The organism is Microbacterium sp. JB110 (assembly GCF_003335195.1).
In the GTDB taxonomy this organism is placed as follows: Bacteria; Actinomycetota; Actinomycetes; order Actinomycetales; family Microbacteriaceae; genus Microbacterium.
Map to the genome: position 1 here is coordinate 24,317 of NZ_QPGM01000008.1, position 23,492 is coordinate 47,808.

General features: G+C 70.0%; 17 protein-coding genes and 1 pseudogene. 7 read left to right on the forward strand and 11 right to left on the reverse strand.

Annotated features, from left to right (window positions below; genetic code table 11):
* Nucleotides 1-17 precede the first annotated feature (17 nt).
* The 4 genes from CIK77_RS13615 to CIK77_RS13630 all read right to left on the reverse strand — a co-directional run bounded on the left by CIK77_RS13615 (nucleotide 18) and on the right by CIK77_RS13630 (nucleotide 4,447).
* On the reverse strand, nucleotides 18-890 hold the full coding sequence (locus CIK77_RS13615) for a sugar phosphate isomerase/epimerase family protein (protein ID WP_087055103.1): 873 nt from the start codon (nucleotides 888-890) through the stop codon (nucleotides 18-20).
* Nucleotides 887-2,092, reverse strand: coding sequence for a DUF993 family protein (locus CIK77_RS13620; RefSeq protein ID WP_087055102.1), 1,206 nt, complete (start codon nucleotides 2,090-2,092; stop codon nucleotides 887-889). The genes CIK77_RS13615 and CIK77_RS13620 overlap by 4 nt, the downstream gene beginning before the upstream one ends.
* Nucleotides 2,093-2,097: 5 nt before the next feature.
* Nucleotides 2,098-3,288 (reverse strand): Gfo/Idh/MocA family protein, encoded by a 1,191-nt coding sequence (locus CIK77_RS13625; protein WP_087055101.1) that lies wholly within the window; start codon nucleotides 3,286-3,288, stop codon nucleotides 2,098-2,100.
* A 193-nt stretch (nucleotides 3,289-3,481) separates the two neighbouring features.
* Nucleotides 3,482-4,447 carry an acetylxylan esterase gene (locus CIK77_RS13630; protein WP_087055100.1) on the reverse strand — a complete coding sequence of 322 codons (966 nt, stop codon included), beginning with the start codon at nucleotides 4,445-4,447 and terminating at the stop codon, nucleotides 3,482-3,484.
* 171 nt (nucleotides 4,448-4,618) lie between these two features.
* Here CIK77_RS13630 and CIK77_RS13635 point away from each other — a divergent pair, with 171 nt between their 5' ends.
* Both CIK77_RS13635 and CIK77_RS13640 read left to right on the forward strand, forming a co-directional pair.
* Nucleotides 4,619-5,206, forward strand: coding sequence for a carboxymuconolactone decarboxylase family protein (locus CIK77_RS13635; protein ID WP_087055099.1), 588 nt, complete (start codon nucleotides 4,619-4,621; stop codon nucleotides 5,204-5,206).
* A 60-nt stretch (nucleotides 5,207-5,266) separates the two neighbouring features.
* Nucleotides 5,267-6,154 carry an RNA polymerase sigma-70 factor gene (locus CIK77_RS13640; RefSeq protein WP_087055245.1) on the forward strand — a complete coding sequence of 296 codons (888 nt, stop codon included), beginning with the start codon at nucleotides 5,267-5,269 and terminating at the stop codon, nucleotides 6,152-6,154.
* 67 nt (nucleotides 6,155-6,221) lie between these two features.
* Here CIK77_RS13640 and CIK77_RS13645 read toward each other — a convergent pair whose 3' ends face one another.
* From CIK77_RS13645 to CIK77_RS13655, 3 genes are all read right to left on the reverse strand, one after another.
* A complete protein-coding gene (locus CIK77_RS13645; RefSeq protein WP_170934143.1) occupies nucleotides 6,222-7,151 on the reverse strand; it encodes a cytochrome b/b6 domain-containing protein in 930 nt (309 codons plus the stop codon).
* A gap of 65 nt (nucleotides 7,152-7,216) precedes the next feature.
* The gene (gene cofE / locus CIK77_RS13650; protein WP_087055097.1) at nucleotides 7,217-7,969 is read right to left on the reverse strand and encodes a coenzyme F420-0:L-glutamate ligase; all 753 of its coding nucleotides are present in this window, start codon (nucleotides 7,967-7,969) and stop codon (nucleotides 7,217-7,219) included.
* Nucleotides 7,970-8,201: 232 nt separating this feature from the next.
* On the reverse strand, nucleotides 8,202-8,699 hold the full coding sequence (locus tag CIK77_RS13655) for a GNAT family N-acetyltransferase (protein ID WP_087055096.1): 498 nt from the start codon (nucleotides 8,697-8,699) through the stop codon (nucleotides 8,202-8,204).
* 74 nt (nucleotides 8,700-8,773) lie between these two features.
* Here CIK77_RS13655 and CIK77_RS13660 point away from each other — a divergent pair.
* The 4 genes and pseudogenes from CIK77_RS13660 (at nucleotide 8,774) to CIK77_RS13675 (ending at nucleotide 15,922) form a co-directional block, all read left to right on the forward strand.
* A pseudogene (locus CIK77_RS13660) lies at nucleotides 8,774-12,633 on the forward strand (proline dehydrogenase family protein).
* Nucleotides 12,634-12,786: 153 nt separating this feature from the next.
* Entirely contained in the window at nucleotides 12,787-13,716 is a 930-nt protein-coding gene (ddaH, locus tag CIK77_RS13665; protein ID WP_087055094.1) for a dimethylargininase, read from the forward strand.
* Nucleotides 13,710-14,891, forward strand: coding sequence for an ornithine--oxo-acid transaminase (rocD, locus tag CIK77_RS13670; RefSeq protein ID WP_249268608.1), 1,182 nt, complete (start codon nucleotides 13,710-13,712; stop codon nucleotides 14,889-14,891). Before ddaH ends, rocD begins: the two co-directional genes overlap by 7 nt.
* Before the next feature lie 173 nt (nucleotides 14,892-15,064).
* Nucleotides 15,065-15,922 (forward strand): PfkB family carbohydrate kinase, encoded by an 858-nt coding sequence (locus CIK77_RS13675; RefSeq protein ID WP_087055093.1) that lies wholly within the window; start codon nucleotides 15,065-15,067, stop codon nucleotides 15,920-15,922.
* Between the two features lie 30 nt (nucleotides 15,923-15,952).
* Here CIK77_RS13675 and CIK77_RS13680 read toward each other — a convergent pair whose 3' ends face one another.
* The 4 genes from CIK77_RS13680 to CIK77_RS13695 form a co-directional block, all read right to left on the reverse strand.
* Nucleotides 15,953-17,413 carry a multidrug effflux MFS transporter gene (locus CIK77_RS13680; RefSeq protein WP_441897019.1) on the reverse strand — a complete coding sequence of 487 codons (1,461 nt, stop codon included), beginning with the start codon at nucleotides 17,411-17,413 and terminating at the stop codon, nucleotides 15,953-15,955.
* A gap of 135 nt (nucleotides 17,414-17,548) precedes the next feature.
* Nucleotides 17,549-18,967 carry a rhamnulokinase gene (locus CIK77_RS13685; RefSeq protein WP_087055092.1) on the reverse strand — a complete coding sequence of 473 codons (1,419 nt, stop codon included), beginning with the start codon at nucleotides 18,965-18,967 and terminating at the stop codon, nucleotides 17,549-17,551.
* A 64-nt stretch (nucleotides 18,968-19,031) separates the two neighbouring features.
* Nucleotides 19,032-21,083, reverse strand: coding sequence for a bifunctional aldolase/short-chain dehydrogenase (locus CIK77_RS13690; protein ID WP_087055091.1), 2,052 nt, complete (start codon nucleotides 21,081-21,083; stop codon nucleotides 19,032-19,034).
* A 73-nt stretch (nucleotides 21,084-21,156) separates the two neighbouring features.
* Entirely contained in the window at nucleotides 21,157-21,918 is a 762-nt protein-coding gene (locus CIK77_RS13695) for a DeoR/GlpR family DNA-binding transcription regulator (RefSeq protein WP_087055090.1), read from the reverse strand.
* Between the two features lie 119 nt (nucleotides 21,919-22,037).
* Between CIK77_RS13695 and CIK77_RS13700 the strand changes: the two genes are divergently transcribed.
* The gene (locus CIK77_RS13700; RefSeq protein WP_087055242.1) at nucleotides 22,038-23,474 is read left to right on the forward strand and encodes a rhamnulokinase; all 1,437 of its coding nucleotides are present in this window, start codon (nucleotides 22,038-22,040) and stop codon (nucleotides 23,472-23,474) included.
* The last annotated feature ends 18 nt before the right edge of the window (nucleotides 23,475-23,492 follow it).

A 23,492-nucleotide genomic window follows, 5' to 3' on the forward strand; every position in this document is an offset into this window, starting at 1 on the left:
CGACGGGGCGGGGCTCGTCAGGGTGCGGAAAGGTACGGGGCGACGGCTCGTTCGAAGCCTTCGGCGGTGCGGCGCACGGCCTCGGCGGGCTCAGTGTCCCAGATCGCCTGGTTGAGCAGCTCGACTTCCACGTCGCCGGTGTAGCCCGTGGCCTCGACCGCGCGCGTCATGCCGGAGAAATCGATCACCCCGTCACCCGGATAGTGCCGGGAGAGCAGGTTGTCGGCTTCGAGCGGCGTCTTCCAGTCGCACACCTGATACGTGGCGATGCGACCCTCGCGGCCGGCGTGCGCGATGGTGTCGAGCACATCCGGATCCCACCACAGGTGGAACGTGTCGACCGTGACGCCGACGACCTCGGGCGCGAAGTCGGCGGCGATGTCGAGCGCCTGATCGAGGGTCGACAGCACGGAGCGGTCCGATGCATACATCGGGTGCAGCGGCTCCAGCGCGAGCTGCACTCCCCGCTGCTGTGCGTGCGGCGCCAGCTGCGCCACCGCATCGCGTACGCGCTCGCGCGCACCGACGAGATCGCGAGACCCATCAGGCAGACCTCCGACGACGAGCACGAGAACGGCTCGGGAACCGTCGGCGCCCGCGGCGGCGAGGGTCGCGGTCTCGTCGATCGCGACGCGGTTGTCGTCGAGGGCGGCGGTGCGCGTCGGGCCCTCCTCGGCCGTGAACCAGCCGCCGCGGCAGTGGGTCGAATAGCGCAGGCCGCTGTCGGCGAGCATTCTCGCTGTCTCGTCGAGCCCGGCCTCCTGCACCTGCTCGCGCCACAGCCCGATCGCGCCGATGCCGGCATCGGCCGTGACCCGGATGGCCTCGGCCGCGGTGGTCTTCTTGATCGTCGCCTGATTGATGGACAGACGGGGGTGAGGGGCGGTCATGCGTCGACTCCGTTCAGGCGCAGCAGCGAATGCCACCGCTCGGCGGCCAGGTCGGGCTTCTCGAGGGCGCGCGCGTCGTTGGCGAGGCGCACGATCTCACTGAGATGGCGCAGCGAACGCGCCGAATGCAGGCCGCCCACCATCTGGAAGGCGGGCTGGTGTCCGTTCAGCCATGCCAGGAAGGCGACGCCTGTCTTGTAGTAGAAGGTCGGCACGGCGAACACCTGCCTGCTCAGGGCCTGGGTCGGCTGCAGCAGTTCGAGGTAGCGTGCCGGATCACCTGCGTCGAGCGCCTGGATGGCTGCGGAGGCGACGGGTGCGAGCGCGGCGAACGCGCCCAGCAGCGCGTCGGAGTGCGTGCGCATCGTGCCGGGCGAGCGCTCCGGCTGGTCGGCATCCGGAGTATCCGCCCCGCCGATCAGACCGACGTAGTTGAAGTCGTCGCCGGTGAACATCCGCACGCCCTCAGACAGTCGTTCGCGCACGGACACCTCGGCGTCGGCGTCGAGCAGGCTCATCTTGAGCCCTGCGATCTTCGCCGTGTGCTCGGTGATGATCTCGACGACGACATCCGATGCCTCTCGCCAGTCGGTCGAACCGAAGTAGCCGGCCAGCTGCGGGTCGAACGCCGTGCCGAGCCAGTGCAGCACGACCGGCGTGGTCGCATCCCCCAGCACCTCGCGGTACACGCGGCGGTAGTCCTCGGCTGACGCGGCGGCGCGGGCCAGGTGCCTGCTCGCCATCAGCACGGGGACGGCGCCGTGCTCTTCGGCGTGGTGCAGCTGATGGCGGTAGCCGTCGATGATCTGCTGCAGCGAGACATCGGGTTCGTCGAGGTGATCGGTGTTCACACCGACGGCGACCGAGCCGCCCTCCTCGCGGGCTACCTGGGCGCTGCGGGCGATCAGCTCCCGCACGGCGGCGGCGTCGAGCCCCATGTTGCGCTGCGCGGTGTCCATCGCATCGGCCACGCCGAGACCCCACGAGTACACGTTGCGGCGGAACGCGAGGGTGGCGTCCCAGTCGATTTCGGCGGGCTGGCCCGGAGTGTTGTCGGCCCAGGCGACCGGCGCGACGTGCGCCGCTGCGTACGCGACGCGCGAGCGCAGGCCGTCCGTCGGCTTGTTGAACTCTCCCGCCTCGTTCAGAGCGGTCGAGGCGACGGAGCCGTCGCCGGAGAGCAGGGTGAGTGCGTCGCTCATCCGGATCAGTCCAGGCTCAGCTCGGGGAGTTCGACCTTGGTGCCGGTGCGGCTCGACTCGAGGCCGGCCTCGGCGAGCTGCACGCCGCGGGAGCCGGCGAGCAGGTCGAACGGATAGTCGGTGCTGGTGACGAAGCTGGTGAGGAACTCCTGCCACTGCTGGCGGAAGCCGTTCAGGAACACGTCGTTCGTCGGCACGTTCTGCCAGGTCGCGTCGTAGTCGACCGTGTCTTCGATGTCGGGGTTCCACACCGGCTTGGGCGTGGCATTGCGCTCCTGGATCTTCGCGCCGAACAGGCCGACCACGGCGGAGCCGTGCGTGCCGTCGACGTGGAACTCGACCAGTTCGTCGCGATTCACCCGCGTGGTCCAGCTCGAGTTGATCTGCGCGACCGCGCCGCCGGCCAGCTCGAAGACGCCGTATGCGGCGTCGTCGGCTGTGGCGTCATAGTGCTCGCCGCGCTCGTCCCAGCGCTCGGGAATGTGCGTCGAGGCGTGCGCATAGACGCTCTTCACGCCGCCGAACAGGTTCTCGAGCACGTAGTGCCAGTGCGGGAACATGTCGACGATGATGCCGCCGCCGTCCTCTGCGCGGTAGTTCCAGCTCGGGCGCTGGGCGGGCTGCCAGTCGCCCTCGAACACCCAGTATCCGAATTCGCCTCGCACGGAGAGGATGCGACCGAAGAAGCCGGAGTCGATCAGCCGCTTCAGCTTCTGCAGGCCGGGCAGGAACAGCTTGTCGTGCACGACGCCAGCCTTGACGCCGGCGTCTCTGGCCAATCGTGCGATCTCCAACGACTCTTCGACGGATTCGGCGATGGGCTTCTCGGTGTAGATCGTCTTGCCCGCGGCGATCGCCTTGCGCAGGGCAGAAGCGCGCGCCTTGGTGACGAGGAAGTCTCCGTAGATCTCCCACTTCGGGTCGGCGAGCGCGGCGTCGAGATCGGTCGTGCAGTCCTCGATGCCGTGCCGCTCGGCGATCTCGGCGAGCTTCGCCTCGCTGCGTCCGACCAGCAGGGGACGGACGGTGACCTTCGTGCCGTCCGGCAGCTCGAAGCCTCCCTCATCGCGGATCGCGAGGATCGAGCGCACGAGGTGCTGGCGATAGCCCATGCGCCCGGAGACGCCGTTCATGATGATGCCGATCTCACGAACGGCGGGAATCGATGTCTCGGACAAGATGATGCCTCCTTGCATGATGGCGTGTGCCGCATCCGAATGTTGGGAAGCGCTTTCCCGATGCGATAAGTGTGACACGGCGCGGCGATGCGGACAACACCCGCGTTCGTCGATGCTCCCGGTCAGTGGGAGGAGGGTGCTCTCGGGCTGCTCGTCACCAGGTGCCCTCAGTGCGATCGGGCGAACGCACCCGATCGAGGGGCAGTCGGTGTCACTGCTGCGTGGGGAACAGCTCGTCGAGGAACGCGAGCTGCGCGCGCTGGTGCACGATCTGACCGCCCTCATGGCCGTTGTAGGGATAGACCTCGATGCGCTTGTCTGCGCCCGCGTAGTGGTTGTACTGCGCGAACACCGTCGACGGAGGACAAGTGGCGTCGTACAGCGCGACGGAGTAGAGCGCCTTCGCCGTCGCCCGCGCCGCGAAGTTCATACCGTCGAAGTAGCTCAGCACGCGGAACACGTCGTCCTCTTCGCCGCGCCTGGTCTGCAGGTAGCGCGCGAGTTCGTTGTACGGATTCGCGTCGGTGATCTGCAGCGCCCGGCGGAAGAAGCTCAGGAACGGCACGTCCACCATGGCACCGGCGAGGCCGTCGGACAGCCCGGCCGCCGCCGCGGCGATGCCGCCGCCCTGGCTGGCGCCCGAGACGACGACGCGATCCGGGTCGACGGCCGGGTGGCTGCGCGCCGCGTCGACGGCGAGAGCCGCATCGGTGAAGATGCGTCGGTAGTAGTAGTCGTGCGGATCCTCGATGCCATGCGACATCCGGCCCGCGACCTGCGGTGCGCCGCCGACGGGGTCCGTTGTCGCGCCGGGGAAGCCTCCGTTGCCCTGCCCGCGGCTGTCCATCATGAACACGGCGTGTCCGGCGCTGGGCAGCTGCGTCCACTGTTCGGGGAACCCGCGACCCCCGCCGTAGCCCATGTACTGCACGACGGTGGAGCGGACCTCGCCCTTCGGCCGAACGAACCAGGCCCGGATGGGCTGTCCGCCGAAACCGGGGAACGTGACGTCCTCGACGACGAGGTTGCGCAGCGGGCCGTCCACCCGGGTGAACTGCGCCCCTCCACCGCGCGACTCCGTCAGCGTCGCGCGCCAGAAGTCGTCGAAGTCGGCCGGCTCTTCGCGCTCGGGCGCATAGGTGCGCAACTGGTCGAGGGGGAGGTCGAACTGCGCCATGGAGAGTCCTTGTCTGTGTTGTTCCGACGGTGCCGACGTTAGCGGATGTCGGCGGCGGCCGGCGCGGAGTCCGACGCCGGCGCCTCCCGGATGTCACACCCGCGGCCCGGCCGGTGTCGTATGGGTGAGCGGGCGCCGCAGGAGCGTCTGCAACCCAGGAGGAGAGTCGCCATGAGCAGCACGTTCCGCATCCCGAAGGCCCGCATCACCGGGCTGTACGGCCGAGTCCTCGCCGGCATCACCAAGCGGATGTGGGGGAAGATCCCCGACAACGCGTACGTGCTGTGGCACAATCGCCGCGTGCTGAACGGGGTGCTCGGCTTCGAACGCAGCGCGACGAAGTGGAACCGGCTCGACCCGCAGCTGGCGACGTTCGCCGAGATGGCCGTCGCCGGCGCCATCGGCTGCAGCTGGTGCCTCGACTTCGGGTACTACATGGCGCATCGGTCGGGCCTCGACCTCGAGAAGGTGCGCGAGGTGCCGCGCTGGCGCGGCAGCGACGCGTTCTCCTCGCTCGAGCGCGACGTGCTCGAGTACGCCGAGGCGGCCACGGCGACCCCGCCGACCGTCGACGACGCGATCGTGACTCGACTGGTCGAGGCCCTCGGCGCCCCTGCGATGGTCGAGCTGACCCAGCTGATCGGCCTGGAGAACATGCGTTCGCGATTCAACTTCGCGGCGGGCCTGGAGAGCCAGGGGTTCTCCGACGTGTGCGAGGTGCCGTGGGCGAAGGCGGACGCGGTAGCCTCGGCGTCGTGACAGTCGGTCGGTGACAGCGCGAGGAGGCGACACGTGAGCGACGCGGCAGAGGTCGACCGCATGAGGCAGGGCGACGCAGATTCGACGCGCGCGTTCTCCGCGCATCGGAGGCTGCTCTTCACGATCGCATACGAGATCCTCGGGTCCGTCGCCGATGCGGAAGACGTCGTCCAGGAGGCGTGGATCCGGTGGGACGCGGGCGATCGCGGCGACGTCAGGGATGCGCGCGCCTATCTCGCGCGGATCGTGACCCGTCAGGCGCTCAACCGCCTCCGCACCGTGCAGCGGCGGCGCGAGGACTACGTCGGCACCTGGCTGCCCGAGCCGATGGTGACGACTCCGGACGTCGCAGACGATGTCGTGCTCGCCGAGAGCGTGTCGACGGCGATGCTGCTCGTGCTCGAGACGCTCACGCCCCTCGAGCGGGCGGTGTTCGTGCTGCGCGAGGTGTTCGACTTCGAATACGAGGAGATCGCCGAAGCCGTCGAGCGGAGCGCAGCGGCGGTGCGCCAGACCGCAAAGCGGGCGCGCGACCACGTCGCAGCGCGCAGACCCCGGATGTCCGTGGAGCCCGATGAGGCGGAGCGCGTGGTCGAGCGCTTCAGAGCCGCGACGATGACCGGCGATGTGCAGGGCCTGGTCGACGTGCTCGCGCCCGACGTGGTGTTCCTCAGTGACGGCGGCGGGAAGGTCACGGCCGCCAGGCGACCGATCGAGGGCGTCGAGCGCGTGCTGCGCCTGCTGCACGGTCTGCTGTCGCAGTACCCGGATGCCCGGCTCGAGTCGGCCGCCGTCAACGGTTCGCCCGGCCTGCTCGTCATGATCGACGGCGCTCCGGACGGCGCGGTCTCGTTCGCGATCGACGGCGGTCGCATCATGTACGCCTACTACACCCGCAACCCCGACAAGCTCACGCACCTCACCGCCGCCCCGCCCCTCGCCCGCTGACGACTCCTCACATCTCCGTCAGACCCGCCGTTGTCAGCTGAGGAGAAGCGGGAGACGTGAGGAGCCGTCAGCGCTTCATCATGCGGACATCGCCGAAGAGCTTCGCGAGTCTGCTGATCCAGTCGTCTCGGCGGACGGCGAACCAGCCGACGACCATGGCGAGCGCGCTGGCGGCGAAGACCCAGAAGCCGACCCAGGTGGCCGAGTCGCGGCCCGCGTACATCGCGTCGAGATTGCGCAGCGCTCCGGTGGTGAGCACGAGGAAGACGTGCACGACGACGAACGCCACGAAGAAGAGCATGGTCGGCCAGTGCAGCGCCTTGGCCGCAGAGCCGGGGAAGAAGCGGTTCAGGGTCGTCGGCCAGAACGTGCTCAGCCGCCACCCGGTCAGCGCGGCGACGGGGGCCGCCAGGAACACGATGGCGAAGTAGGACAGCTGCTGCAGTGCGTTGTAGTTCACCCAGCTGTGGTGGGTCGGCCAGTCGAGCGAGACGTACTGCAGGCCGGCGGAGATCGCGTTCGGGACGATCTCCCACGTCGTCGGCACGACCCGCACCCAGTGTCCGCTCGCGAACAGCAGCACGACGAAGACGATGCCGTTGGCCAGCCACAGCAGATCGACGCCGATGTGCGTCCACAGGGCCAGCGACATCCGGCGCTTCTTCACTCTGCGCGACGTCCACAGCCCGCCCGCGCGCTTCTCGAAGCGATAGCGCAGTCCGCTGCGGATGATGAGCACCAGGAAGAAGGCGTTCAGGAAGTGCGTCCAGGACACGAACGCGGGGATGCCCTCTGCGGTGCCCTCCGGCAGCGGGGCCTCGCCTGGGTAGGCCGCCAGGAACGCCTCGAGCACGTCCGTCGACAGGACGGCGCGCACGCCGAAGATGACGCACCACCCGACGACGCCGAGCGCGGCGGTCAGGAGCAGCAGTGCCGAGCCGCGAACCCAGGTCGTCTTGCGACGCACGGTCTGAGGTCGGGCGGGATCGGTGGGCACTCGTATATCTTGACCGATCGCGCCTGCGAGGATGGAAAAGCGTTACGTCGTGTGTTGCGGCGCGGTCAGGCCGAACGGCCTGCTTCGTAGCCGGCGCGATAGGACTCCTCAGCGCCGGTGTGGAACATGTCGCGCTCGCCGGGGCGCAGGATGCTGCGCGCGCCGGGAAGGTCGAGCTCGCCGACGAGATCGCCTCGGCCTCGGATGACGGCAACGGGGCGCCCGGACGCCTTCCCCTTGACGAGGTCGGCTGCGGAGGCGAGTTCGTCGGCTGAGCACGGCTGGGTCACGGCGAGCTCCCGCCCCTGCGCGTCGGTCCGGCCGCGCAGATCCTCGAACACGTGCACGCCTGCTGCGCCGATCGCCTGGTCGGTCTGGCCGTCGCGCCACGCGCGGCCGAGGGTGTCGGAGACGATCACGCCGATCTGCGCGCCCAGCCGGGTCCGCAGACCTTCGGCGATGGCGCGGGCTGAGGCATCCGGATCCTCCGGCAGCAGCAGCACGGTGCCCTCCGGAGTGTTCGACGCGTCGACGCCGGCGGCCGCGGCGATGATGCCGAGCCGGCTCTCCACGATCCGGGTGCGCGCCCCGTTCGGCCAGGTGCGCTCCGCGACCACGCGCACCGTCTCGGCCGTGATCGCATCCTCGCGATCGTCGGCCCGGACGAAGCGGCCCTCGGCCTTGGAGACGATCTTGCTGGTCACCACGAGGATGTCGCCGTCCGCGAGCTCACCGCCGGCGGCCGCGGCGATCACCGCCACGAGATCGTCCCCCGCTGCGATCTCCCCGATCCCGTCCAGCGCCCACGCCTGCAGCATGTGCCCGCCTCTCGCGAATGCCTACGATGTTCGCGAGTGCCTACGGAACTGCATAGGCACTCGCGAAGAGCCTAGGCGTTCGCGGACGCCGGACGCCGCGATGTGCGTGCCCGCCTGGATTGAGCGTGGGGCGGGTGCGTGCAGCGCAAGGACGGTCCGCGATGTGCGGGCCGGGCGCCCGTCGAGCGGTCCGGACGCCGCGATGTGCGTGCCCGCCCCGCGCTCAGCGTGCTCAGCGTGAGAAGCGGACCTCGGTGAGGGACTCCCCCAGAAACGCCTCGTCGCGCTGGGCGCCGTCGAAGACGAAGCCGCGCTTGGTGTAGAAGCTCTCCCCGCCCGGGTAGTTCTGAGCGATCCAGCCGTACAGCGGCTCGTCGCCGTCGACGACCGCATCGAACAGTGCACGGCCGATGCCCTTGCGGTGCCACGAGTCGAGCAGGAACACGAAGTACAGCTCGCGCGGGGCTGGGGCGTCGTCGTCGCGCGCTGGGCCGGAGCCGGCGAATCCGACGATCTCGCCGTCGACGAGGGCCGCAGCGTGGCGGTGCTCGTCGCCGCGGGAGGCATAGTTCGACCACAGATCCGCGAGACGGCGAGGGGACACGGCCTCGAGAGCTGCGGCGGAGATCATGCCGTCATAGGTCTCGTGCCACACCTTGGCGTGGACGCGGCCCATGGCGTGGGCATCGTCATCTCGGATGGGACGGATGAGCACGTCGTTGGTGTCCATGGGCCAGAGCCTAGGGCGCGGTTTCCGGTGCGCGAAATCCACATTCCTGCGCACATAAATCGTAGTGTTGGGGTATGTCGACGCTGGATGGTGCCCACCCCGGAAAGGACATCGTCGACGAGGCGATCGCCCTGGCCAGGAAGTGGGTCTCGAAGTCCGTCGACGCGGAGCCCGACGCCGCGGCGGAGCGGCTCGCGGGAGTGCTCCGCGACGACGACGGGCTCGCCTTCACCGTCGGCTTCGTCGACGGAGTGATGCGCCCGGAGAGCCTGACGGCAGCCGCGCGCAGCCTCGCCCGCGTCGCGCCGCTGGCGCCGAGCTTCCTGCCGGCACCGATGCAGGCCGCTGTGCGCCTCGGCGGCATGGTGGGTCCGCTCGCGCCCGCCGCTGTGGTGCCGATCGCCCGTCGTGTGCTGCGTTCGATGGTCGGGCACCTGATCGCCGATGCCCGGCCGGACAAACTGGGCCCCGTGCTCGAGAAGATCCGCGAGAACGGCGAGAGGGCGAATCTCAATCTGCTCGGCGAGGCAGTGCTGGGCGAGAAGGAGGCGCAGCGGCGCCTCGCCGGCATCAGACAGCTGGTGGAGCGCGACGACGTCGACTACGTCTCGGTGAAGGTGTCGAGCGTGATGAGCCACGTCTCGATGTGGGCATTCGATGAGATCGTCGACAGGGTCGTCGAGCGACTCACCCCGCTCTACGAGTTGGCTGCGGGCAACGGCACCTTCCTCAACCTCGACATGGAGGAGTATCGCGACCTCGACCTCACGATTGCGGTGTTCACGCGCCTGCTCGAGAAGGAGCAGCTGCGCGACATGCGTGCCGGGATCGTTCTGCAGGCCTACCTGCCGGACGCGCTGCCCGCGCTCCGCGAGCTGACGGCATGGGCCGCGCAACGAGTCGACGCGGGCGGCGCGCCGATCAAGGTGCGTCTGGTCAAGGGCGCGAACCTTGCCATGGAGCACGTCGAGGCCGCTGTGCACGATTGGTCGCTTGCGACCTACGGCACCAAGCTCGACACCGACGCCAACTACATCAGATGCCTCGACGAGGCGATGCGGCCAGAAGCGACCCGCGCCGTGCGCATCGGCGTCGCCGGGCACAATCTGTTCGACATCGCCTATGCGTGGCGTCTCGCGAACGAGCGCGGTGTGACGGACGATGTCGAGTTCGAGATGCTGCTCGGCATGGCACAGGGCCAGGCGCGTGCGGTCGCCGAGACGGTCGGCCCCATCCGGCTCTACGTTCCCGTCGTCGCGCCGGCGGAGTTCGATGTCGCGATCAGCTACCTGGTCAGGCGCCTCGAAGAGAACGCCTCGAAAGAGAACTTCCTCTCGGTCGCGTTCGACCTGGTCACGCATCCGGATCTGTTCGAACGCGAGCGGGAGCGCTTCGTCGAATCCGTGCGGCGTTCGGACGCGCACGACCTGCTCATCGGGCCGAACCGTCGCGCCAGGCCAGGCCACCTCGACGAGCCGAGTGCGACAGCCGACCCGGATGAGCCGCTCACGCAGGCGGTGCTCGACATCCAGCGCGGCCACAGCGATCCGGATGACGAGGACGAGGAAGGGCCGGCACGCAACGACACATTCGTCGAGACGGCCGAGTTCCAGACCAGGGCTGTGACGGAGGCGGGTGCGCCCGGCTTCCACAATGCGCGCGACACCGACCCTGCACTGCCGGAGAGTCGCGAATGGGCGGGGCGCATTCTGGGCAGGATGGCCACGTCGACGCTCGGCGAGGAGCGCGTGCGCTCGGCACGGGTCGCACACGACGCCGAGCTGACCAGCCGCGTGCTCGGCGTGCGCTAGCGCCGCCGTCGTGGGGGGCGGCGGCCGCGCCGACGCGCGCCGAGATCCTGCCGTGCGGCGCGCGCGCTCGAGGCGCACCGCGCGACCTGATCGAAGTCGCAGGCTCCGAGACCGGCAAAGTGCTCGCCGAGTCGGACATCGAGGTCAGCGAGGCGGTCGACTTCGCGAACTACTACGCGGCGAACGCCGGGGAGCTCGACCGCGTGCCTGGCGCGAGGTTCGTCCCCGCTGCGGTCACGGTGGTCGCCCCGCCGTGGAACTTTCCGCTCGCGATCCCCGCCGGCGGCGTGCTGGCCGCGCTCGCCGCGGGATCCGGCGTCGTGTTCAAGCCCGCCCCGCAGGCGCGCCGCTGCGGCGCCGTGATCGCCGAGGCGCTGTGGGAAGCCGGCGTGCCGCGCGACGTGCTCGAACTGGTCGACCTCGATGAGGGCGAGCTGGGGCGCGAGCTGATCGAGCATCCGGATGTCGAGCGCGTGATCCTCACCGGATCGATCGAGACGGCGAAGCTGTTCCGCTCCTGGCGGCCCCAGCTGCCGGTGCTCGCCGAGACCAGCGGCAAGAACGCGGTGATCGTCGCACCGTCCGCCGACCTGGACCTGGCGGCGGCGGATGTCGTCAGGAGCGCGTTCGGGCACGCGGGGCAGAAGTGCTCAGCGGCGTCGTTGGCGATCCTGGTCGGTCCGGTCGGCCGCTCGAAGCGGTTCGCGCGGCAGCTCGTCGACGCCACCAGATCGCTGCGAGTAGGCCCGCCGTCTGACCCGCTCAGCGAAGTCGGCCCCGTGATCGAGGTGCCGACGGGCAAGCTGGAGTGGGCGCTGAACACGCTCGACGAGGGCGAGCGCTGGCTCGTCAAGCCGCGAGAGCTGCCAGGCGGCGGCGGGCGGTACTGGACCCCCGGCATCCGGGTCGGTGTGAAGCCGGGCTCGCGGTTCCACCTCGAGGAGTTCTTCGGCCCCGTGCTGGGCATCATGTACGCCTCGTCGCTGAACCAGGCGATCCGGATGCAGAACGCCGTGGACTTCGGACTCACGGCCGGCCTGCACACCCAGGACCCGCGCGACCTCGAGGAGTGGATCGACCGAGTCGAGGCGGGGAATCTCTACGTCAACCGCGGCATCACCGGCGCCGTCGTGCAGCGTCAGCCCTTCGGCGGGTGGAAGCGCTCCTCGGTCGGGCCCGGCATGAAGGCCGGCGGACCGAACTACCTGATCGGTCTGGGCACCTGGCGCGGAACGTCGGGCGGACAGGCGTCGAGGTCGCTGCACCTGCGCGGACTCGACACCCGCATCGCGTCGCTGATCGAGGCCGCGCAGCCGAGCCTGCCGTACACCGGCTTCGAGTGGCTGCGTCGGGCGGCACTCGCCGACGCGCTGGTGTGGGATCGCGAGTTCGGCAAGATCAAGGACGTCTCGGGGCTCGGCGTGGAGCGCAACCTGTTCCGCTACCGGCCGGTGCCCGTCGCGGTGCGCTGCACGATCGACGCGTCGTGGCATGAACTGCTGCGCGTCATGGTCGCCGGGGTGCGCGTCGGCAGTCACTTCTCGGTCAGCCTTCCTGAGGGCATGCCGCGCGAGGTGCACCGCGAGCTGACAGCGCTGGGCGTGCCGGTGCACGTCGAGGACGACGACGAGTGGATCCGTCGTGTGAACCCGCGTACGGACGCGGTGCGGAAGGCGGACGCTCCGGATGAGGGCTCGGATGTCGCCGACTCCGGAGCGGATGATCTCGCGGTCGATGGGATGGTGCCGCAGGTGACCGAAGCCGCAGAGCCTGCGGACGAGGTTCCGGAGGTCACGACCGCGCACGCGATCAACCCGGATGCGGCGCACGGCGGAGATCTGGTGATCGAAGGTGCGCTCACCGACATCGACGACGAGGAGGACGACACCGCCGAGCTGCGCCGTCCGCCGCGAGTGCGTCTCGTCGGGCCGCGGGAATCGGTCGAGCGATTGCACACCAGGCTCGCCGAGACGACGGCGGGCGACCCGGATCTGGCCGTGTACGACGGCGAGGTCACCACGGCCGCCCGGCTCGAACTGCTCCCGTTCCTGCAGGAGCAGGCGATCTCGATCACCGCCCACCGCTACGGCAACCCCGATTCCACGTTCGACGAAGTGATCTGACCCGCGCGTGCAGTCTTCGACGCGGCTGCAGACCTGAGGCGGTTCTCCGGCGGGGCGTGGCAGAATGGTTCCGGCGTGCTCGTGCGCAGGTGTTGAGTTGCTCCGCCGGGCCCCAGGACTGCGTCCGCCACCGTTTCACGACGAGGAGCGTCAATGTCCCAGACGGCCCCTGCCCCACAGGTCCCCGCTCAGCGCACGATGCGCACGCGCCGGTTCCTGATGTGCCGGCCAGAACACTTCACGGTGTCGTACTCGATCAATCCGTGGATGCATCCGGATGATCCGACCGACACGTCGCTGGCCGTGCGCCAGTGGCAGGCGCTGTACGACGCGTACGTCGCGCTCGGCCACCAGGTCGAGCTGATCGACGACGTCGAGGGCCTTCCAGACATGGTCTACACGGCCAACGGCGGGTTCGTGCTCGACGGGGTCGCGTACGTGCCGAAGTTCCGACACGCGGAGCGCCGCGGCGAGGAGGAGCTGTTCGCCGCGTGGTTCCGCGAGCACGGCTTCGACGTGGTCGAGCCGGAGTTCACCAACGAGGGCGAGGGCGACTTCCTGCTCGCGGGCGACGTGATCCTCGCCGGCCGCGGCTTCCGCTCCGACGGCGCCAGCCACGGCGAGCTCGAGCGGATCTTCGGCCGGCCGGTCGTGTCGCTGACCCTCACGGACCCGCGCTTCTACCATCTCGACACCGCCCTGGCCGTGCTCGACACCGTCGTGGCCCCCGGCGAGACGCCGACGATCGCCTACCTGCCTGGCGCCTTCGACGAGGCCAGCCGTGCCGAGCTGGAGCGGCGCTTCCCCGACGCCATCAGGGTCGCGGACGCCGACGGCGACGCGTTCGGTCTGAACGCATCGAGCGACGGTCTGCACGTGTTCTGCTCACCGCGCGCCACGGGGTTCCAGGAGCAGCTGCGCGATCGCGGCTACGAGCCGGTGCCGATCGACCTGTCGGAGCTCCTCCTCGGCGGCGGCGGCATCAAGTGCTGCACGCTGGAGCTCAGAGGCCGCACCGATGGGTCGCCCGCTCGCATCACCGACGCCCCATCGGCGCGACCTCCGAGGGGAGCCGCATCGTGACCCAGGAGACGCACGTCGCCCGCAACTACGCACCGCTCGACGTCACGATCGCATCAGCCGAGGGCTCGTGGGTGACCGACGTCGAGGGGCGCCGCTACCTCGACATGCTCGCAGGCTATTCCGCGCTCAACTTCGGCCACCGGCATCCGGAGCTCGTCACCGCCGCGACGGAGCAGCTCGGGAAGATCACGCTGACCAGTCGCGCGTTCCGCTCCGACCGGCTCGAGCCGTTCGCCGCGGCACTGGCGGAGCTGTGCGGCAAGGACCTCGTGCTGCCGATGAACACCGGGGCAGAGGCCGTCGAGACGGGGATCAAGGTCGCCCGCGCCTGGGGGTACCGCGTCAAGGGCGTCGCCCCCGAGCGGGCGAAGATCGTCGTCGCGCACGGCAACTTCCACGGACGTACCTCGACGATCGTGGGGTTCAGCGACGACGCATCGGCGCGCGATGACTTCGGACCGTTCGCACCCGGCTTCGTGTCCGTGCCGTTCGGCGACATCGACGCGCTGACCGAGGCGATCGATGACGACACCGTCGCCGTGCTGATCGAGCCGATCCAGGGCGAGGCGGGCGTGATCGTGCCGCCGGAGGGGTTCCTGCGGCGCGTGCGCGAGGTGACCAGCGCGCACAACGTGCTGTTCGTCGCCGACGAGATCCAGTCCGGCCTCGGCCGCACAGGCGAGACGTTCGCGTGCGACCGGGAGGGCGTCGTGCCCGACCTGTTCCTGCTCGGCAAGGCGCTCGGCGGCGGCATCGTGCCGGTGTCGGCCGTGGTCGGCGATGAGAGCGTGCTGGGCGTGCTGCGCCCGGGGGAGCACGGTTCGACGTTCGGCGGCAATCCGCTCGCGGCGGCCGTGGGCCTGCGGGTCGTGGAGCTGCTCAGCGACGGCCGATTCCAGGAGCGGGCCCGCGCACTCGGCGACCATCTCGACGCTCTGCTGTCCGGCCTCGTCGGCTCAGGGGTGGCGTCGTACCGCCGCGTCGGGCTGTGGGCCGGCGTCGACATCGACGAGTCAGCGGGCACCGGCCGCGAGGTCACCGAGGCGCTGCTGGCTCGTGGTGTGCTCGCGAAGGACACCCACGGCCAGACGGTCCGCCTCGCCCCGCCGCTGACCATCCGGTCATCCGAGCTCGACTGGGCCATCGAACAGCTCAGACTCGTCCTCACCCGCTGAGCCCTCGGCGGGTTCCACCGCCCGCGAGGTGCCTGGAGTTCGTCGAGATGCCCCGGGATCGTCACGGTTGTGAACGATCCCGGGGCATCTCGCGAGCGGGGTCGCCCGCGTGTGCGCGGACGGCCGTCCCGGTCCGTTCGGAGCTCGCCTCGGTGAGGGGATACGCTCGGAACATGGCACGCATTGTGGTGGTCGGAGACGCACTCATCGATGAGATCCGCGACGAACTCGGCACGCGCGAGTTCGTCGGAGGAGCGGCGCTGAACGTCGCCGTCGGCCTCGCCCGCCTCGGCGAAGACGTGACCCTGGTCGCCATGGTGGGAGACGACGACGCCGGTGCGCAGATCCGCGCTCACCTCGCCGAGCACGGCGTCGAACTGATCGCGACGGACTCGCCGCTCGGTTCCGCCCGTGCGATCAGCACGCGCGTGAACGGCGAGCCGACGTACATCTTCAACGAGGCCTCGCAGCAGCGGCACATCGCGTTCTCGGATGAGGCGGTGGCAGCAGTCGAGGCGGCACCGGTCGTGGCGATCAGCTGCGTCGCCCTGGACTCCGCCGCGCAGATCGCCGAGTTCGACCGGGTGCTCAGCCGTGCCCGCGTCGCGATCGATCCGAACCCGCGTGAGGGGATGCTGCTCGACCGCGACGATTTCGTCGCCGGCTTCGAACGCGTCGCAGCAGGCGCGGAGTTCGTGAAGGTCGGCGAGGACGACGCCGCGCTGCTCCGGATGGGCTCGGTCGACGACCTCGAAGCGCAGCTGCGCTCCGACGGTGTGCCGACCGTGCTGGCCACCCGCGGCTCCGAGGGCGCGACGATCGTGACCTCATCGGGAACCTTCGACCGACCGATCGCGGATCTCCCGGGCGAGGTCGTCGACACCATGGGTGCAGGTGACTCGATGTTCGCGGTCTTCGTCGCGGCGCTCGCCGCGTCGGACGCGCCCGACTGGCGCCGCACTCTGGAGCGCGCACAGCTCATCGCTGCGGCGACCTGCCGCGCGGAGGGCGCGCTGCTGCAGCTCCCATAGCGCCGCTCGCGGTGCGGTCCTGAGCGGCGTCTAGTCGGAGAGCTGGCCGAGGGTGCGGGGGCGCACGACCAGCCACAGCGCGAGGATGCCGAGCACTGAGCAGGCGATCATGATCGATGCCATCGACAGCGGCGTGATGCCGCCGGTGAGCCCGGCCACGACGCCGACCAGCGGCGAGATGACGCCCGCGATGCCGTTGTTCGCCGCGCCGAGCACACTGGCAGCGGTGCCTGCGGCATCCGGATGGCGATCCAGCGCCAGCACCTGCGCGCACGGCAGCGTGAAGCCGCACGATGTCATGAACACGAACAGCGGTGCGATCACGCCCCACGGGCCGTCGATGAGCGCCGCGCACACCGGGATCGCGATCGCCGAGACCAGCAGCATCCCGGTCGAGAAGGCGAGTACCCACTGCGGCCCGAACCGGGCGGCCAGCCGGGCCGCGATCTGGTTGCCCGCGATCAGACCGAGCGAGTTCACGGCGAACACCATCCCGTACTGGATCGTCGACAGTCCGTATTCGGTCTGGAACAGGAAAGACGACGACGACAGGTAGGAGAACAGCCCCGAGAACGTCATCGCCCCGATCGCGAGCACGCCGACGTACACCCGGTCGGTGAAGACGACGCGGTAGCGGTGCCGGATGGAGGTGTTCCCCGATGAGACGCGGTCATGCTTCGGGCGGGTCTCGGGCAGCGCGAACAGGGCGCATGCGAGGATGAGCGCTCCGTAGCAGGCGAGAACGACGAAGATGCCGCGCCACGGCATCACCTGCAGCAGGCCTGAGCCGATCAGCGGCGCGATCACCGGGGCGACGCCGGTGACCAGGGCCAGGCGCGAGAGCATGATGACCAGGCGCCGGCCGGCGAACAGGTCCCGCACCATCGCCATGGCGACCACTGCTCCGCCGGCCGCGCCGATGCCCATCAGCACGCGAGTGATGCCGAGGACTGCGAGGTCCGGCGAGAAGATCGCGCAGGTGCTGGCGAAGAGGTGCAGCGTCGTGGCGATCAGCAGCGGCGTGCGGCGGCCGATCACATCGCTGAGCGGGCCGACGATCAGCTGTCCGACGGCGAAGCCGACCATGGTGCCCGTGAGTGTGAGCTGCACCGCGCCTGCGGTCGTGTCGAACTCGCTCTCGAGGGCGGGGAATGCGGGCAGGTACAGGTCGACGGTGAACGGTCCCAGCGCCGTGAGGGCACCGAGCAGCAGCACGTACGCGAAGCGACGTCCGGCCGAGAGCTTGTCGCCCGGATGCACATGGGCGGTCTCGCGGGACGCCTCGCGCACGTACTCCGGAACCGAGATCGACCCGGTCGGGATCGCGATCAGACCGGTGGCCGTAGGGATCGCATGCGTCTCGGTGCGGGGTTCGCGGGCGCGCCTCTCCCGGGCGGCATCCGGCTCCTGCGGCTCTGAGGCGTCCGGATGGTCGTCATGAGGGTCGCCGTCGCGGCGTGCGTCGTCGCTGTCGCGGTGATCGCTGGTCACTGGCGCTCCTCGTGGCTGGAAGATGGGGGCTTCCCTTGACGCTACCGCGGCCCGCCTGGCGAGGGCCAGCACGCCGGGCCGCGTCCGGAGGGCGACCGCGGCGGCCGATGCCGCGGTGCAGAGCGCTCAGGCAGGTCAGGTGCGGGGGAGGTAGCGGGACACGTCGAAGGTGCGGGCGACGACGGCGCGCAGGCCGTCGAGGTCGCCGTCGACGATGCCCGCGGCGCGGGCCTGGATGAGCAGGTTGCCGACAGCGGTCGCCTCGACGGGACCGGCCTCGACCGGTACGCCCGCGCGGTCGGCGGTGAGCTGGCAGAGCAGTTCGTTCAGCGAACCGCCGCCGACGATGTGGATCGTCTCGACCGGTACGCCCGACAGCTCAGACGCCGTGCGCACGGCACCGGCGAACGCCTCGGCGAGGCTCTCGATGATCGAACGGGCGAACTCCGGCTTGGTGCGCGGCACGGGCCGGCCGTGCTCGGCCAACCACGCGGCGATGCGCTCAGGCATGTCGCCGGCCGGCATGAACACCGGGTCGTTCGCGTCGAAGATGCCGACCCGGCCGTCGACCTCGGCCGCTTCGGCGAGGAGCGCGGGCAGGTCGATCCGCTCGCCGCCGTCGCGCTCCCACGTCCGGATGGTCTCGCTCAGCAGCCAGAGGCCCATCACGTTGTGCAGGAATCTGGTGCGGCCGTCGACGCCGCCCTCGTTGGTGAAGTTCGCCTCGCGCGCGGCGTCGGAGAGCACCGGATGCTCGGTCTCGACGCCGACGAGGCCCCAGGTGCCGCACGAGATGTACGCGGCGCGGTCGGCCTTCATCGGCACGGCCACGACAGCCGACGCCGTGTCGTGCGACCCGACCGCGACGACGGAGGCGCTCCCGCCCAGTTCCTTCGCCACGTGCGGGAGGAACGATCCGACGCGCTCGCCTGGGGCGACCAGTCGGGGCAGCACCCGCTCGGGCACACCGATCCGCGCGGAGAGTTCGGTGTCCCACTGCTTCGTCGTGACGTCGAGCAGCCCCGTCGTCGACGCGTTCGTGCTCTCGGCCACCCGCTCGCCGGTGAGGAGCCAGCCGAACAGATCCGGCATCAGGAGCATGCCGTCCGCCGCGTCGAGCATGCCGTCCTGCCGCTCGCACGCCAGCTGGTACAGGGTGTTGAAGGGCAGGAACTGCAGCCCGTTGCGCCGGTACAGCTCATCGAAGGGCACCGCGGCGTGCACGGCATCGACGCCGCGCGCGGTCCGTTCGTCGCGGTAGTGCATCGGCGTGGAGAGCATCCGGTTGCCGCGCAGCAGCGCGTAGTCGACGGCCCACGAGTCGACGCCGATCGAGGCGACATCCGGGGCCGCGGCGAACGCTTCGCGCAGCCCGGCCATCGCGCCGCGGTACAGCGCGAACAGGTCCCACTGCATGCCTGACGGCGTCGTGATCGGATCGTTCGCGAATCGCCCGACCGTGTCCATCCGGAGCGCGCCGCGGTCGAAACTGCCGACGATCACGCGCCCGCTCGTTGCGCCGAGGTCGACTGCGGCGACGGAGCCAGATGTCATATGCACCTCCAGATGCGTTCGGTCCGGCGGCGGGCGCATGGCACCGGCCGCCGGACCGCGGGGATCAGCGGACGAACGCCTGGGCGACGCCGGAGTCGACCGGAACGTGCAGACCGGTCGTGCGGCTCAGCTCGGGACCGGTGAGCACGTACACCGCGTCTGCGACGTTCTCCGGAACGACCTCGCGCTTGAGGATCGTGCGGTTCGCGTAGAACTGACCGAGCTCCGACTCGTCGATGCCGTAGGTCTTGGCGCGGTTGGCGCCCCAGCCGCCTGCGAAGATTCCGGAGCCGCGCACGACGCCGTCCGGGTTGATGCCGTTCACGCGCACGCCGTGCTCGCCCAGCTCGACCGCGAGCAGCCGGACCTGGTGGGCCTGATCAGCCTTGGTCGCGGAGTAGGCGATGTTGTTCGGGCCGGCGAAAACCGAGTTCTTCGACGAGATGTAGACGATGTCGCCGCCGAGGCCCTGCTCGATCAGCGCCTTCGCCGCGGCCTTCGAGACGAGGAACGAGCCCTTCGCCATCACGTCGTGCTGCAGGTCCCAGTCGGCCGCTGTGGTCTCCAGCAGCGACTTCGACAGCGAGAGCCCGGCGTTGTTGACCACCAGGTCGACGCCGCCGAAGGCGAGCAGCGCTTCGTTCATCGCGGCCTGCACCGCCTGTTCGTCGGCGACGTTCGCCGCGACGCCGATGGCCACGTCTGCGTTCCCGAGCTCCGCCGCGGCGGCCTGCGCCTTCTCGAGGTCGAGGTCCGCGATGACGACGCATGCGCCCTCGGCGGCCAGTCGGGTTGCGATCGCCTTGCCGATGCCGGATGCCGCGCCGGTCACGAACGCGATGCGGCCGGCGTGCGTCTTCGGCTTCGGCAGACGCTGCAGCTTCGCCTCCTCGAGCGCCCAGTACTCGATCCGGAACTTCTCCTCGTCCGAGATCGGCGCGTAGGTCGACAGAGACTCGGCGCCGCGCATCACGTTGATCGCGTTGACGTAGAACTCGCCGGCCACGCGGGCGGTCTGCTTGTTCTTGCCGTAGCTGAACATGCCGACACCCGGCACCAGCACGATCAGCGGGTCGGCGCCGCGCATGGCGGGGCTCTCGTCCGTCGCATACGCGTCGTAGTAGGCCGCGTAGTCGGCGCGGTAGGCCTCGTGCAGCTCCTTCAGGCGCGCAACCGAGTCCTCGACCGACGCATCGGCGGGCAGATCCAGGATGAGCGGCTTGACCTTGGTGCGCAGGAAGTGATCCGGGCAGCTGGTGCCCAGTGCGCCCAGCCCCGGCGCCTTCTCGCTGGCGAGGAAGTCGGTGACGACCGCGTCGTCGGTGAAGTGCCCGACCATCGGGGCGTCGTGCGAGGCGATGCCCCGGATGGTGGCGGCCAGCGCCGCCGCCTTCTCACGACGCTCCGCCTCTGGGAGGGCCTCGTAGCCGGAGCGCACGGCGCCGAACGGGTCGGCACTGCCGTTCTCCGCGATGTACGCGGCGGCGGTGTCGATGATCCAGAGCGAGTTGCGCTCGCTCTCCTCGCTGGAATCGCCCCATGCCGTGATGCCGTGGCCGCCGAGCACGCAGCCGACCGCCTGCGGGTTCTCGTTCTTGATCGCGGCGATGTCGAGCCCGAGCTGGAAGCCGGGGCGGCGCCACGGCACCCACACGACCTTGTCGCCGAAGATCTTCCGTGTCAGCTCCTCGCCGTCGGCGGCGGTCGCGATCGCGATGCCGCTGTCGGGGTGCAGGTGGTCCACGTGCGCCGCGTCGACGAGGCCGTGCATGGCCGTATCGATCGACGGTGCGGCGCCGCCGGAGCCGTGTGCGCAGTAGTCGAACGCGGCGACCATCTCGTCCTCGCGATCGATGCCGGGGTAGACGTTCACCAGGGCGCGCATCCGGTCGAGGCGGAGCACGGCGAGCCCCTTCTCCTGGAGGGTGCCGAGGTCGCCGCCGGAGCCCTTCACCCACAGCAGCTCGACGGGCTCGCCGGTGACGGGGTCGGTCGCTGTGCCCTTCGCCGACGTGTTGCCCCCGGCGTAGTTGGTGTTCTTCGGGTCGGAACCGAGTCGGTTCGAACGCGCGATCAGATCGGCGACTGCGGGGTTGGTCGGTGCTTCGGTGGTCATGAGGCTCCCTGTTCGTTTGTGTTGATTCTTACAAGAACGAACGACATTCACAACCCCGACCTGATCTGAGCAGCTATCGGATGGCGACCAGGCCGCGGAAGGGGGCCAGGCGCGGGTCTGACGGGTCGAGTTCCGTGATGAGGGTGTCGATCTGGCCGGTCGCCAGAGTGGCCGCGCTGGACCGGCCGCCGAGCTTGGCTGAGTCGAGGCACAGCACGACGCGATTGCTCGCCCGAGCGAACACCTGCTTGACCTGGCTCTCGATCAGCGAGACCTCGCTGGTGCCGTGCTCGGCATCGAACCCCGTCGACGACAGGAAGAAGAGCTTGTACAGCATCGACACGGCCCCGGCGCAGGCGACGGGGCCGACGAGACTGCCGGTCGACGGCTCTGCCTCCCCTCCGGTGAGCACGGTCTGCCCCGCGTGCGCCGCGCGGAGCGCGATGTAGTTGTCGATCGAGTTCGTGGCGATCGACAGCTTCGGCCGCGCATCGAGGTTCGCGGTGATCGTGCCGACGGTGCTCGATGCGTCGAATGCCACTGCCCCCGTCGTCGGCAGCAGCTCCGCGGCCTTGCGTGCGATGACCTGCTTCGCGCGCGGACGGGTGGCACGGCGCTCGTCGAAGTGGCGGGGCCGCTCGATTGCGACGGCTCCGCCGCGCACGCGGCGCAGCTGCCCGGACAGTTCGAGTTCGTCGAGATCGCGGCGCACCGTCATCTCCGACACCTCGAGCCGGGAGGCGAGGTCGGTCAGCCGGGCCGCGCCCTCGCTGTCGACGGCCGCCAGAATCGCCGTTCTGCGCTGCTCGCCGTCGACTGTTCGGTTCGTCGCCATGCGGTCCCCTGTTCGAATCTGTTATGTTTCACACCGTACTTCACGATATCGGGGTTGTCATTCACGCGACGGCCCCGGATGATCCGATGACGGACGATCGCAGCGCAGCGGAGGGTCGAATGGCACAGCGGAGCACGGCGGGTCACTTCGCCGCGATCGATCTCGGCGCGACGAGCGGCCGGGTGATCCGAGGCATCGTGAGCCGAGACAGGATCGAGCAGGTCGAGGCATCTCGGTTCGCGAACCGCCCCGTCATGCTCGACGGCGCACTGCATTGGGATGTGCTCTCGCTGTGGCGCGGCGCGGTCGACGGGCTCTCCCACGCGGTGAGGGACGCCCCGCAGCTGAGGTCTGTTGCGGTCGACACCTGGGGCGTCGACTACGGGCTGCTCCGCGGCGGCAGGCTGCTCGCGAACCCCGTGCACTACCGAGACGCACGCACGGCGGACGAGCTCGAGCGCGTGCACGCCGCGATGCCCGAGGCGGAGCTCTACGCCCGCACGGGCGTCGAACCGCTCGCGATCAACACGATCTACCAGCTCGCGGCCGAGGCGCGCAGCGGGCTGCTCGACGTGGCCGGCACGGCGCTGCTCACCCCCGACCTGTTCTCCTACTGGCTCAGCGGAGTCGCCGTGGCCGAGCAGACGATCGCCTCCACGACGGGTCTGCTCAGCGCGGTGACCGGAGACTGGGACGACGACGTGCTCGCCGCCCTCGGACTGCCGCGCGACCTGCTGGCTCCGATCATCCGGCCTGGCGAGCGCATCGGTGCGCTGCGCAGCGACGTCGCCGCCCAGATCGGCGCGGCGAACCCGATCGACGTGGTCGCGGTGGGTGCGCACGACACCGCCTCCGCCGTGGTCGCCGTGCCCATGCCGACCAGTGGCGGCGCGTTCATCTCGTGCGGCACCTGGGGACTGGTCGGCGTCGAACGCCGCGCCCCCGTCCTCACGTCGCAGGCGCTGGCCGCGGGAGTGACGAACGAGCGCGGCGTCGATGACCGGTTCCTGACGATGCGCAACGGCATGGGCCTGTGGATCCTCAGCGAGACCCAGCGCTGCTGGGAGCAGGAAGGCGAGTCGGCTGACATCCGGACGCTCCTGGCCGAGGCGGAGGCGGTGCCCGCCGATATGCCGGTGTTCGACGTCGAGGACGCGCGTTTCCAGCCGCCTGGCGACATGCCGTCCCGTATCGCCGCATGGTGCGCCGAGCACGGTCTGCCCGCTCCGGTCGGTCGGGGCGCGGTCGTGCGCTCGATCATCGAGTCGCTCGCCCAGGCGTTCGCCGAGGCGGTCGCCGAGATCGGCGCGCTGAGCGGCGAACCGGCGACGCAGATCAACGTGGTCGGAGGCGGATCGCGCAACGAGCTGCTCTGCCAGCGGCTGGCCGATCGCTCGCAGCTGCCCGTTCTCGCCGGCCCCGTCGAGGCCACGGGGCTCGGCAGCCTGCTCGTGCAGGCGAGGACCGCCGGCGTCGTCGACGGCACGATCGAGGACCTCCGCGACATCGTCATCCGGACGTTCTCGCCCCGCCTGTTCCAGCCGCGCTCGCTCTGACGGGCATCAGGGCGATCC